This is a genomic window from Agrobacterium vitis (assembly GCF_013426735.1).
Classification (GTDB): Bacteria; Pseudomonadota; Alphaproteobacteria; order Rhizobiales; family Rhizobiaceae; genus Allorhizobium; species Allorhizobium vitis_D.
Window position 1 is genome coordinate 317,048 of the sequence record NZ_AP023273.1, and the last position, 12,400, is coordinate 329,447.

Sequence of the window (12,400 nt, forward strand, 5' to 3'; positions counted from 1 at the left end):
ATTCTCCTTGTTCTATGCAAATAGGCCCAACTATGGGACTCCGCCGCTCCATTCATAAGCGGGCCATTGGCCGGGATGATGGGTTAACACCCCGGCGCAAGATCGGTTCCGCTATCCCTGAATGTCGATTGCAGTGAGTGAAGGCGTCACCAGCAGGGCGATATCTTTGCCGTCGAGCAGATCTGACACCAGCATCTGTTCACGATTGAACGACCGGCCCGACAGAATATTGTGCAACGGTCCCTGCACGCTCTCAGGCCAAACAATCCTGGTATCCGCCCAGAACGCCGCAGCAACCCTTGCCGTCTCAGGATCGATCCGGCCAAACACCAATCTTGGCGCGATGGTCAACGCGATATCATTGCCTTGTACCCGAGCGAAAGCGATGACGTTATCCCGGGCATGACCAGTGACCTCCAACGGCACGTAATCACCGTCAGCGAACAGGCTGGCATGGCGGCTGCGAAGGGCAAGCACCTCCCGGATCAGCCTTTGCTTGCGCTGAATGAAAGAGACGGGGCGCTCATTTGCGGGCGCACTCAGCTCGGCTGCCAGCGCATGATAATCGATGATGCGACGATTGTCCGGATCGACCAGACTGTCGTCTTTGCCCTCGGTTCCCTGATAAATATCCGGCACGCCCGGCGCCGTGAGCTTGATCAGCGTCTGGGAAAGACTGTTGACCTCGCCCGCCGCCATGAAGGGCCGAAGCGTATCACTGAAATCCGTCAGGAAGCTTCGGTTTTCCGGTGACACCAACTGTTCGGCATAGGTCCGAACCGCCTGTTCGAAAGCCTCGTTTGGCTCGGCCCAGTCCGTTCGCACCTTGGCCTCCCGAAGCGCTTTTTCAGTATAGGCCAGAAAGCGGTCGGTCAGCGTGGCAGGATCGGTAGCTTCGGTCGGCGCGAGCCAGATCCCCGCCAAAGCCTGGTACAGCATCCACTCCACATTCGGATCGGGCGCGGGACCGTCTAGTAAAGAGGTGAGATTGCCGCGATGCATCTGGCGCCAGCGGCTCACACCGTCGATCCAGGCATCCGCCCCTTCCGACAGAGTGTAGAGACGGGCGCGCGCATCCTCGCCACGCTTGGTATCATGGGTCGAGCTTGCAGTGAGACCATGCTTCTGGGTCTGCAAGCGCTCAGCCATAGCGGCGTGGAAGGCGCTCACACCACCCGGCGGATGGGCTGGTTCACCACCAACCTCGTTTGCGGCAATCAGGCGGTTGTAGCGGTAGAACAGCGTATCTTCCAACGCCTTAGCCATGACAGGACCGCTCAACTGCTGGAAACGGGTGCGGAACTCATCTGCCGCCTCCGCCTCGAACCCGCCGAGCAACAGGCGTTCGATAGCACCAAGCGCTCCCTCGTCCACGCCCCAGAGCCGAGCCTGCGCAACGACCTGTTCCAGGACGATTTTGTCCTGCGCATCAAGGCCACCGTGATAGCCATAAGTCCGGTAGACTGGGAAAGCGATCAGCAATTCCTGTATCGCCTTGCGCAACTCGTCTTCGCCGTGGCCGGTGCCAATCGATTGCGACAGCGCCACCAATCGGGTGACTTCACCCTTGAAATTGCGTTGAACCATCCGGGTCTTGGCATCCCGCAGGCCTTTGACATAGTCCGCAGCGCCTGCGTCGGTGTCGTTATAGGCCTGCTGAAGACGCTCCAGCCCGTCGCCATCGATGTAGAGCTGCGACAGGGCGGTGATGAACTCATAGCCCGTCGTGCCGGACACCGGCCAGCTCGACGCAATCACCTCGCCTGCCCCCAGAATTTTCTCGACAGTGATATAGGTCTGCGGCCCCGCCGCCTCGCGCAGGCGGTCGAGATAACCAGCCGGATCGGCCAACCCATCGACATGATCGATCCGCAATCCTTGAACCTGCCCTGACCGCACCAGATCGAGGATCAGCTGGTGGCTGTCTTCAAACACCTGCGGTTTTTCCACGCAGACACCCACCAGGCCGGTGACTTCGAAAAAGCGGCGATAACTCAGGCTTTCGGCGGCCTGTTTCCAATGTTGAAGCTGCCAATGCTGGGCATCGAGTAAAGCCCTGATTTTTTCAGGCGAGGCGAGCACCTCGGCCAAGGTCGCCCGGTCGGTCTTTTCAGAGACAAGCATCTGCTCAATGCTTTCGTCACTCAAGGGAATATGCGTTTCGAAATAGGCAAGACTAAACCGGTCAGCGTTATCATCCCGTATGATCGTCAGCTCACCATCGCCAAGCGCATCCTCAAGGGTCTTGCCAAGCACCGGTAACGTCAGCTTCCGGCTCCAGTCAATATCGAAATGCCCGGCATAGGCGCTACGGCTGCCATTGCGCAGCACGTCGTACCACCAGGCGTTTTCAACCGAAGCCGCCATATGGTTGGGAACGATATCGAGGATCAGACCGATATCCGCCTTTGCAAGCGCCGCGCACATCCGATCGAAACCGGCTTTCCCGCCAATGACCGGTTCGATCTCGTTGGCGTCCACCACATCATAGCCGTGGGTGGAGCCCGTGATGGCCGTGAAGATCGGGGATGCATAGAGATGGCTGATGCTCATCGATTTCAAATGGGGAATCAGATCGATAGCATGATCGAATGTAATGCCGTTTCGAAATTGCAGGCGGTAGGTCGCTGTTGGGATGGTCATGCTGCCCTCTTGATGGTGTTTGGCAGTAACACGGCTGGCCGCCATCGGTTCCACGCACTACCGACCAATAATGGCGGGGGAATTCCGATAAAGGCAGCATCCAATACCGGGAAGACGGAACACCGGAGCACTTTGGAAGTTAACGCCTCGGTTTGCCCGATCACGGATCGATATGCGCAGGAGACACGATGCAGGACATGACATTTGGCCCGGTTCTTTCCGACAACGGCACGATCTTCAGCCTTTGGGCGCCGCTTCAGGAAAAGGTTCTGCTGAAGATCGAGGAACAGGAGCCTTGTCCCATGACAGCCGGTGAAAATGGGTGGCACAGCGCCGAAGTGTCTGGGGTCGGGGCCGGATGCCGTTATAATTTCATCCTGGCAGATGGTCTTGCCGTTCCTGACCCCGCCTCACGATTCCAGCCCGACGATGTGCATGGGCCAAGCGAGGTCATCGACCCCACCTATGCCTGGCAGCAGACCCAATGGCAGGGACTACCCTGGGAAGAGATCGTCATCTATGAATTGCACGTTGGAAGTTTTACGCCCGCCGGGACGTTTACAGCGATCATCGAACGTCTGGACCACCTGAAAAACCTCGGCGTGACCGCGCTGCAACTCATGCCAATCAGCGACTTTCCAGGATGCTGGAACTGGGGCTATGACGGCGTATTGCCCTATGCGCCCGATAGCAGCTATGGCCGTCCTGAGGATCTGAAGCGGCTGGTGGACGAAGCCCATGCACGCGGCATCTGCATCTTTCTCGATGTGGTCTATAATCACTTCGGTCCTGATGGTAATTATCTGCCCGCCTATGCGCCAATCTTTACCGACAAGCACATCACGCCCTGGGGACCGGGTGTCAATTACGATGGCGACCAGTCGGAAGCCGTGCGTGAATTCGTCGTGCGCAATGCCATGTACTGGGTGGACGAGTTTCGGGTTGACGGACTGCGCTTCGACGCGGTTCACGCCATAGAAGACGAGCGCAAGCCCCATATCCTGCATGATATCGCCAGGCGGACACGCGCTTGCGCACCCGGACGCGCCGTGCATCTGATCGTCGAGAATGAAGACAACAATGTAGCCCTGCTCGAACGTAATGAAAATGGTGCGCCCATCCATTTCACCGCGCAGTGGAATGACGACATTCACCATGTCCTGCACATCACGGCCACCGGTGAAAATTTTGGCTATTATCAGGATTACGCAGACGACACCTCTAAGCTCGGTCGGGCGCTGGCAGAGGGCTTTGTCTACCAAGGCGAGCACATGCCCTATAGCGGGAAGGAAAGGGGCATGCCGAGCACCCACTTGCCACCGACCGCATTCATTTCCTTTATCCAGAACCATGACCAGATCGGCAATCGCGCCATGGGCGACAGGATGGCCGCATCGCAACCATCAGAGGCGTTGAAAGCACTGGCGGCGGTTTATCTGCTGGCCCCGCAGATCCCCATGCTGTTCATGGGAGAGGAATGGGGCGCCAAGACCCCGTTTCCGTTCTTTTGCGATTTCAACGAAGAGCTGAATGAAGCGGTAAGGCAGGGACGGCGCAAGGAATTGTCAAGGTTGCCCGGCTTCGATGCCGATGATGCATCCGACCCAACAGCACAGACAACATTCAACAGCGCCAAACTGTCATGGGAGCCAGACCAGCAAGACGCAGATATTTTGAAATTTTACCGCGAATTGCTGGCGTTGCGTAAACAGAAAATCACTCCTCTGCTTCGTGATACGTACGGCCATGTCGCCAGCCATAGCAGTCAGGGACCCGTGACAACTGTGCGCTGGACGTTCCGTGAACAGAAATTGACACTCACCGCCAATCTGTCTGCCGAGACTGTTAAAACCCCTGTAGTGGCAAGCGGCGAATGCTTCTTCACCTTCGGCCCCCAGCCAGACAACCAGCTCGGTCCCTGGACCGTTGCTTGGCATATCGAGCCTCGCTGAGGCAAAGCGTGTCTATGCCTATCTGGACTACAGCGCCGGGAAAAATATGGACCCGGCGCTGCATCTCAAGAAACCACCTCTCCTGATCGCATAAATATCTCCTTTACGAAGGTATCGAGTACAGAAAGAGTCTGTGCTGACGTCACTTTTCTGCACAATGATATAAGTCCGCAATCTATATTACATGGCGCGGACAGAAGGATTGTTACAGTCACCTCTCTCACCAGCTTCCCACTCCACATGAATTTAACGCATCGACGCGGCAGAACCGAATCTGGCCACCTCCAATTCAGGTCGAATGAAGACGAGGCCGGACGTGAAATGGTGCAGTTCCTTTCGCGCTTGAAACACCCAAACAGAGTGAATCAACATCAATTGATCTTTTGCAAATCATATTGCCTAAGTATGAACTAACTGGTACAAACATATTAACGACGGAGGTTGGGCGCGAGGAGAGAGCGCCACGACCCGCGGAAAATAAAGGGAACGTGCCCGCCTTATCGGCTTGCATGGGGAGCTTTAAAGCCTTGTCAGTCAGGGCTTAGACAATGCCTGGGAGGGAAAATGGGTTACACTCTCGACTTTTCGGTTGTGATCGAGCGTTTGCCGGAATTGATCCTGGCATGCCTCGCAACCATTGGTCTTGCCATCGCAGGCATGTCCATTGCCACCATCATTGGCATTTTCGGGGTTGTTGCGCGCCGGTCACCCTCGCGTATCCTCAGGGGCGCCACGATCGGTTTTGTCGAACTGATCCGAAATACGCCCTTCCTCGTCCAGATCTTCTTCATCTTCTTCGCCCTTCCGCAAATCGGCGTCCGGCTCAACCCGACCGTCACGGCAATTGTCGCTCTCGGCCTGAACGGCGGGGCCTATGCCATTGAGATCATTCGCGGCGGTGTGGACTCCATTGGCAAGGGGCAAGTGGAGGCGGGTCTTGCGCTCGGCCTGCACCGGGCGCAAATCCTGCGCCACATCATTCTCAAGCCAGCTTTACGCGCCGTCTACCCTTCGCTCACCAGCCAGTTCGTCATGCTGACGCTGACAACCTCGGTCTGTACGTCAATTGCAGCTTACGAATTAACGTCCGTTGCCCAGAAAATCGAAGCGGATACGTTCCGGTCCTTCGAGGTCTATTTCTCGATCACCCTGCTTTACCTGGTGATTTCCTCGCTGATGATGGGGGCTTTTGCGCTCATTTCCCGCATTTTCTTCAGTTACCCGGTAAAGTGAGGCAAAGACGATGGCTTCTATCGGACCCAATGAACTGTTCTTCCTGCTGCAAGGTTTGAAATGGACGCTGGCATTGACCGCCATCGGCTTTGTCGGCGGCGGATTCTTCGGTCTTTGCGTCGCTTTGGCCCGGGTGGCCGAGAACGCAGCTCTGCGCAAGGCGACCGCTGGCTATATCGCTGTCTTCCAAGGCACGCCGCTGCTGATGCAACTCTTCGTCGTCTATTACGGCGTTGCGTTGCTCGGTCTGGACGTGGATGCCTGGATCGCCGTCGCCATTGCCTTCACGCTGCATGCCAGCGCCTTCCTGGGCGATATCTGGCGCGGCGGCATTCAGGCGGTTCCCAAGGGACAGACGGAAGCCGCCAAGGCGCTCGGCCTGCATTACGGATCGATCATGAAGGACGTGGTGCTGCCGCAGGCTTTCAAAGTCTCCCTGCCCGCCACCATCGGGTTTCTGGTACAATTGATCAAAGGGACTTCGCTCGCCGCCATTGTCGGCTTCGTGGAACTGTCGCGGGCGGGGCAGATCGTCTCCAACCAGACATTCCGGCCGCTGACGGTCTTTGCCATCGTCGGCATCATCTATTTCCTGATTTGCTGGCCGCTTTCACTCTGGGGCGCCAGAAAAGAGAAACGGCTGCAAGCCGCCGCCCGGTAAGATTTACCAGACGACGTGTAGAAACCGGCTTTCCTCAATACAAAATCGAAAACAAGGAAAGCACAACAAAAGACGACATCAAGTTTGGTGCCAAGCACCACTCTCATCAGCTTTGTAAGGAGGAGCAAATGATGAAATCCACGACAACGACAATCAAGCGCCGCACAGCGCTCGCCCTCATCGCGGCAGCGGCGGCCATGCCGCTCGTCGCCCCCGCCACGGCCTTCGCCGGGACGCTGGAACAGGCCAAGGCCAAAGGCAAAGTGGTGATCGGCATTCAGGGCGACAATTCGCCTTGGGGCTTTGTCAATTCCAGCGGCGTGCAGGACGGTCTGGATGCCGATATCGGCAAGGCCTATGCAGACTATCTCGGCGTCAAGGCCGAATTCGTGCCGCTGGCCGTGGCAAACCGCATTCCAGCCCTGATGACCGGCAAGGTCGATATCCTGTTTGCAACAATGGGTATGACTGCCGACCGCGCCAAGACCATCCAGTTCTCCAAGCCCTATGCTGGCAACGTGCTGTCGGTCTACGGTCCGAAGGACAAGAAGATCGGAAGCTATGACGATCTGACCGGCGTTTCCGTCGGCGTGCCGAAATCCAGTGCCATGGATACCGCCATCACCGCTGGCGCAGGCAGCAAGGCCAGCATCCTGCGTTTCGATGATGACGCAGCAAACATCCAGGCTCTGGTTTCAGGTCAGGTCGAGGCTGTTGGTGGCAACCAGTTCTATGGCGATCGGCTGAACGCTGCCGCTGCGGGCAAGTATGAAACGAAGTTCGACCTCGTCACGCTCTATAACGGCGCGGGCATGCGTCCGGGCGAGAAGGACTGGAACGAAAGCATCAACAGCTTCATCGACAAGATCAAGGCCGATGGCCAACTGGCAAAGATCTACGCCAAGTGGATGAAGCGCGATGTTCCGGCATTCCCGGATTCGCTTCCGGACATCCCGTTCACCGCGAAGTGATGGAGAGGCTTCCATGCAACAATCCACCGCACAGGTTCCACTGATCGCACTTGAAGGCGTTGGAAAGTGGTATGGAGCCTACCACGCGCTGAAAGACATCAACCTGACAGTCCGCAAAGGCGAAAAAATCGTCCTTTGCGGGCCGTCCGGCTCCGGAAAATCGACATTGATCCGCTGCATAAACCATCTGGAGGAAATCCAGGAGGGCAAGATCACCGTCGAAGGCACCACGCTCACCAGCGCGAGCCGCACCATCGACGCAGTACGCCGCGAGGTTGGCATGGTGTTCCAGAGCTTCAACCTGTTTCCGCATATGACGATCCTGGAAAACTGCACCCTTGCCCCAATGCGGGTGAAGGGGCTTCAGAAGCCACAGGCCGAAGAGGTCGCCCGCAAATATCTGGATCGCGTTCACATTCTGGATCAGGCCGACAAATATCCCGCCCAGCTTTCCGGCGGTCAGCAGCAACGCGTCGCTATTGCGCGCGCACTTTGCATGGAACCGAAGGCGATGCTGTTCGATGAACCCACCTCGGCTCTTGACCCTGAAATGGTCAAGGAAGTGCTGGATACGATGATCGGTCTTGCCCGCGACGGTATGACGATGATCTGCGTCACCCATGAAATGGGCTTTGCCCGTCAGGTTGCAGATCGCGTTGTTTTCATGGCCTCCGCGCAGATCATCGAGGAAGGACCACCGGAAGAGTTCTTCCGCAATCCGCAGCATCAGCGCACCCGCACCTTCCTGGGCGAAATTCTCGCCCATCACTGAGCGGGACTGCCGCAGAGATAACGTAACAGGCAGGTAAGAGCTTTCACCAGACCGCCCAAGTGGACGCAATCATGACAGAAAAACCCATTCTTCACGTCGGCCTGATCGGCACCGATATCCAGCTCTCCAAATCCCCTGCCATGCATATGCGCGAAGGAGCGGCCCATGGGCTGGATTATCGCTACGAATTGATCGACATTCATGTGCGCAACCTGCCGGAAAGCGCACTGCCTGACCTGCTGGACGAGTGCCAGACACGCGGATTTGCTGGCACCAATATCACCCATCCCTTCAAACAGGCGGTCATTCCCTTTCTCGATGATCTCTCGGAAGATGCCCGGATGCTGGGCGCCGTGAATACGGTGGTCTTTCGAGATGGCAAGCGGATCGGCCATAATACCGACTGGTCAGGCTTCTACGAAAGCTTCCGGCGCGGCCTGCCGAATGCAGCGCTGAAGCGCGCCTTGCTGATCGGAGCAGGCGGTGCAGGCGTGGCCGTTGCCCATGCCGCGCTGAAATTGGGGATCGAACAGTTGGACATTTTCGACCAGGACCGGACAAGAGCCGAAGGGCTGGCAGCGGCACTCAATGACAGATTCAACGCGGGACGCGCCAATGCTGTCACCGATCCAAGCCAGTCCTTAGCCGAGGCCGATGGCCTTATTCATGCCACCCCGGTCGGCATGCCGGCTCATCCGGGACTGCCGGTCGCCGCGGATCTGATCGAGCCGCGCCATTGGGTTGCCGACATCGTCTATATGCCACTCGTCACCGAACTGATCGCAACGGCGCGCGACAAGGGCTGCCAAACACTGCCCGGCGGCGGGATGGCCGTGTTTCAGGCAGTCGGCGCTTTCCGTCTGTTCTGCGGCTACGAGCCAGATGCCGAGCGGATGAGCGCCCATTTCACTGAACTTTGTGTTTCGGAGGCAGCCGCATGAGCCTGTTTTTCATCCTGAACGGTCCAAACCTCAACCTTCTCGGCCAACGTCAGCCTGAGATTTACGGTCGCGAAACCCTTGTCGATGTCGAGGACAATTGCCGCGCGATTGCCGAGGCGGCAGGACATTCGATCTTTTTCGCGCAGAGCAACCGGGAATACGAGATCATCGACTGGGTCCACGAGGCACGCGGCAAGGCGGCTGGAATCGTCATCAATCCCGGTGCCTTCACCCATACGTCGGTGGCGATCCTCGATGCCCTCAACACCTTTGAGGCACCGGTCATCGAAGTGCATATTTCCAACATCCACAAGCGGGAGGTGTTCCGGCATCACTCCTACGTTTCAACACGGGCGGAGGGCGTCATCGCGGGACTGGGCATCGAGGGCTATGAAATGGCATTGCGCCATCTTATCAGCCGCGTTGCTCGATCGGGCTGATATGCTCGGCACGCAGCACATAGCGCAGCACCATGTCGGCCACGTGGCGCGACAAGGTCTCCTGGCCGTCCGCCGTGAACAGCGCATTGCCGAAAATGACGGAAAAGCTGGCCGCGTTCGACACATTGAAAAACGACAGCGCGCTGATCTGCCAGTGCAATTCAAGCGGGTCGATGCCCTGCCGGAACAGTCCCTGCTCCTGTCCGCGCCGCAAAACGCCGTGCAGGGCCTCGATTGCCGGTTGGTTGAGACCCCTGATCGTCTCGGACAATTGCATATGGCGACCGTGATGAATATTCTCGATGATCACCATACGGATGAAGGCAGGGTTGCGGCGGTGATGGTCGAAGGTAAACCGACAGAGCTTGTCGAGGGCGGCGATGGGATCGAGCCCTTCCAGCTCCAGGTCCATTTCTCCGCCGCGCACTTTGCCATAGGCTTCCTCCAGAACGCGCTGGTAAAGCCCTTCCTTGTCTCCGAAATAATAGTAGATCATCCGCTTGGACGTGCGGGTTCTGGCGGCAATCTCATCAATCCGCGCACCCGACAGGCCGTTTTGCGAAAACTCGTCCATCGCCACCGACAGAATGTCGCGGCGAACGCCTTCGGGATCCCGTTTGGCCGGGTCCCGTTTGCCAGACTCCCCTTTGGCCGGGCGAGCCTCTTTACCGTCTTGCGTGGTTGCGTCCCGTTTCATCATCCATCCGCCGCCAGGCCGCAGCGCCAGGCTCTACTTCTTAACCAAGCAGTACATAAAGCCGGAAAGGAAGCAATATGGCAAGCCCAGACAAAAGCGACCGGACGAGCACCCATGCCAGCACCCATTCACGCCCCGGGACAGTAACCATGCGGACATCGATTGCCACCGTATCGATCAGTGGGGAATTTCCGGAAAAGCTGGCAGCCATTGCCAAGGCTGGCTTTAGCGGCGTCGAAATTTTCGAAAACGACTTCCTGACTTATGACGCCTCGCCCCGGGATGTGGCGAAAATGGTCGCCGACCACGGCCTCGACATCACCCTGTTCCAACCCTTCCGCGATTTCGAAGGCATGCCGGAACTGCACCGCGCCCGCGCTTTCGAGCGGGCCGAGCGCAAATTCGAGATCATGGATGAGCTTGGCACCGACCTGATGCTGATCTGCTCAAATGTCTCGCCAATCTCGCTGGGCGGCATCGACCGGGCCGCCGCCGATTTCCAGGAACTGGGCGAACGCGCCGCAAAGCATGGCGTCCGCGTCGGCTACGAGGCGCTCGCCTGGGGCCGTCACGTCAACGATCACAGGGATGCCTGGGAAGTCGTCCGCCGGGCAAACCATGCCAATGTCGGCCTGATCCTCGACAGTTTTCACACCCTGTCGCGCAAGATCGATCCAAACTCGATCCGTTCGATTCCCGGCGACAAGATCTTCATCGTCCAACTGGCGGATGCGCCGCTTTTCGACATGGATCTGCTCTACTGGAGCCGCCATTTCCGCAATATGCCCTGCGAAGGCGATTTGCCGGTGGTCGATTTCATGCGCGCCGTGGCAGCCACAGGCTATACCGGGCCGCTATCCCTGGAGATTTTCAACGACCAGTTCCGAGGAGGATCACCGCGAGCCATTGCCGAGGACGGCCACCGCTCGCTGGTCTACCTCATGGACCAGGTCCAACGCCTCGAACCCGATATCCGGCTCAGCGCCCCTGCCATGCCAGCCCCTGTCGAAACCCAGGGCGTCGAATTCGTGGAATTTGCGACATCGGTCGAGGAAAAACAGGATCTGGCAGCATTCTTAGCGACGCTCGGCTTTTCGAAAACCGCGACCCATCGCAACAGGGATCTTGACCTCTACACCCAGGGCGACATCCGCATTCTCATCAACACCGATACGACGAACAACAGTTTTGCCGGCGCGTCCTACGCAATCCACGGAACCAGTGCCTACGCCTTCGGCATGAAGGTGGGGCACGCAGAGGACGCCTTGAAACGTGCCACGGCGTTGGGGGCAACCAGCTTCTCCGAACCACGCAAACCGGGCGAAGTACCCGTGCCCGCCATTCAAGGCGTGAGCAATGGCGTCATTTATTTCCTTGATGACACGCCTGCCCTGTCCGGCATCTGGAAACAGGAATTCAAAGACGTAGACGCCGATCAGGCTCCGGCAAATACCCGCCTGACCCGTATCGACCATCTCGCCCAGACAACCCGCTATGACGAGATGCTGACATGCCTGCTGTTTTACGGCTCGATCTTCGCCACGCGGCGCACGCCCATGGTCGATGTGGTCGATCCGGGCGGGCTGGTGCGCAGCCAGGCCATCGAAAGCAAGCCATATCCTCGTTTCAGGGTGACGTTGAACGGCGCGGATAACCGGAAAACCGTCGCCGGAAAGTTTCTCGAAGAAGGCTTCGGCACCAGCATCCAGCATATCGCCCTGGCGACCGACGATATCTTTGCGACGGCGCAGGCACTCTCAGCCTGCGGCTTCCAGGCGCTGACCATCTCGCGCAACTATTATGACGATCTGGAAGCCCGCTTCGGTCTGGAGCCGGATTTTGCCGATGCACTACGTTCGGCCAGCATCCTTTACGACCGCGACGACAATGGCGAGTATTTCCAGATCTACAGCCGCACCTTCGGTGAGGGCTTTTTCTTCGAAATCGTCGAGAGGCGCGGCGCCTATGGTGGTTATGGTGCGATGAACGCCCCGTTCCGTATAGCAGCACAAAGACGGCAACTGCGCCCGGATGGCGTTCCGAGATAACAATGACTGCCGTCATCGCAGACGATTTGTTCGCCTCAATCT

General features: G+C 57.9%; 10 protein-coding genes. 8 read left to right on the top strand and 2 right to left on the bottom strand.

What is annotated here, in order from left to right:
* Positions 1 to 111: 111 nt before the first annotated feature.
* Complete coding sequence (treY, locus tag H1Y61_RS18785; protein ID WP_180575032.1) at positions 112 to 2,643, bottom strand: malto-oligosyltrehalose synthase; 2,532 nt, start codon at positions 2,641 to 2,643, stop codon at positions 112 to 114.
* A 188-nt stretch (positions 2,644 to 2,831) separates the two neighbouring features.
* Here treY and treZ point away from each other — a divergent pair, with 188 nt between their 5' ends.
* The 7 genes from treZ to aroQ all read left to right on the top strand — a co-directional run bounded on the left by treZ (position 2,832) and on the right by aroQ (position 9,613).
* Positions 2,832 to 4,595 (top strand): malto-oligosyltrehalose trehalohydrolase, encoded by a 1,764-nt coding sequence (gene treZ, locus H1Y61_RS18790; protein ID WP_180575033.1) that lies wholly within the window; start codon positions 2,832 to 2,834, stop codon positions 4,593 to 4,595.
* A 564-nt stretch (positions 4,596 to 5,159) separates the two neighbouring features.
* The gene (locus H1Y61_RS18795) at positions 5,160 to 5,828 is read left to right on the top strand and encodes an amino acid ABC transporter permease (RefSeq protein ID WP_180575034.1); all 669 of its coding nucleotides are present in this window, start codon (positions 5,160 to 5,162) and stop codon (positions 5,826 to 5,828) included.
* A 10-nt stretch (positions 5,829 to 5,838) separates the two neighbouring features.
* Positions 5,839 to 6,489, top strand: a complete 651-nt coding sequence (locus H1Y61_RS18800) for an amino acid ABC transporter permease (RefSeq protein ID WP_180575035.1) — start codon at positions 5,839 to 5,841, stop codon at positions 6,487 to 6,489.
* 131 nt (positions 6,490 to 6,620) lie between these two features.
* Entirely contained in the window at positions 6,621 to 7,460 is an 840-nt protein-coding gene (locus H1Y61_RS18805) for a transporter substrate-binding domain-containing protein (RefSeq protein WP_180575206.1), read from the top strand.
* A 13-nt stretch (positions 7,461 to 7,473) separates the two neighbouring features.
* On the top strand, positions 7,474 to 8,232 hold the full coding sequence (locus H1Y61_RS18810) for an amino acid ABC transporter ATP-binding protein (protein ID WP_071205889.1): 759 nt from the start codon (positions 7,474 to 7,476) through the stop codon (positions 8,230 to 8,232).
* A gap of 71 nt (positions 8,233 to 8,303) precedes the next feature.
* Positions 8,304 to 9,173, top strand: coding sequence for a shikimate dehydrogenase (locus H1Y61_RS18815; protein ID WP_180575036.1), 870 nt, complete (start codon positions 8,304 to 8,306; stop codon positions 9,171 to 9,173).
* Positions 9,170 to 9,613: a type II 3-dehydroquinate dehydratase gene (gene aroQ / locus H1Y61_RS18820; protein WP_012653816.1), complete on the top strand. Its 444-nt coding sequence runs from the start codon at positions 9,170 to 9,172 to the stop codon at positions 9,611 to 9,613. Before H1Y61_RS18815 ends, aroQ begins: the two co-directional genes overlap by 4 nt.
* Here aroQ and H1Y61_RS18825 read toward each other — a convergent pair.
* Positions 9,588 to 10,310, bottom strand: coding sequence for a TetR family transcriptional regulator (locus tag H1Y61_RS18825; protein WP_409364003.1), 723 nt, complete (start codon positions 10,308 to 10,310; stop codon positions 9,588 to 9,590). The two genes, aroQ and H1Y61_RS18825, sit on opposite strands and share 26 nt — an antisense overlap.
* A 149-nt stretch (positions 10,311 to 10,459) precedes the next feature.
* Here H1Y61_RS18825 and H1Y61_RS18830 point away from each other — a divergent pair, with 149 nt between their 5' ends.
* Positions 10,460 to 12,358: a sugar phosphate isomerase/epimerase and 4-hydroxyphenylpyruvate domain-containing protein gene (locus tag H1Y61_RS18830; protein WP_180575207.1), complete on the top strand. Its 1,899-nt coding sequence runs from the start codon at positions 10,460 to 10,462 to the stop codon at positions 12,356 to 12,358.
* The last annotated feature ends 42 nt before the right edge of the window (positions 12,359 to 12,400 follow it).

Bases quoted from the DNA above. Each gene is read 5' to 3' on its own strand.
- treY (WP_180575032.1), bottom strand. From the start codon at position 2,643: ATGACCATCCCAACAGCGACCTACCGCCTGCAATTTCGAAACGGCATT.
- treZ (WP_180575033.1), top strand. From the start codon at position 2,832: ATGCAGGACATGACATTTGGCCCGGTTCTTTCCGACAACGGCACGATC.
- H1Y61_RS18795 (WP_180575034.1), top strand. From the start codon at position 5,160: ATGGGTTACACTCTCGACTTTTCGGTTGTGATCGAGCGTTTGCCGGAA.
- H1Y61_RS18800 (WP_180575035.1), top strand. From the start codon at position 5,839: ATGGCTTCTATCGGACCCAATGAACTGTTCTTCCTGCTGCAAGGTTTG.
- H1Y61_RS18805 (WP_180575206.1), top strand. From the start codon at position 6,621: ATGAAATCCACGACAACGACAATCAAGCGCCGCACAGCGCTCGCCCTC.
- H1Y61_RS18810 (WP_071205889.1), top strand. From the start codon at position 7,474: ATGCAACAATCCACCGCACAGGTTCCACTGATCGCACTTGAAGGCGTT.
- H1Y61_RS18815 (WP_180575036.1), top strand. From the start codon at position 8,304: ATGACAGAAAAACCCATTCTTCACGTCGGCCTGATCGGCACCGATATC.
- aroQ (WP_012653816.1), top strand. From the start codon at position 9,170: ATGAGCCTGTTTTTCATCCTGAACGGTCCAAACCTCAACCTTCTCGGC.
- H1Y61_RS18825 (WP_409364003.1), bottom strand. From the start codon at position 10,310: ATGAAACGGGACGCAACCACGCAAGACGGTAAAGAGGCTCGCCCGGCC.
- H1Y61_RS18830 (WP_180575207.1), top strand. From the start codon at position 10,460: ATGCGGACATCGATTGCCACCGTATCGATCAGTGGGGAATTTCCGGAA.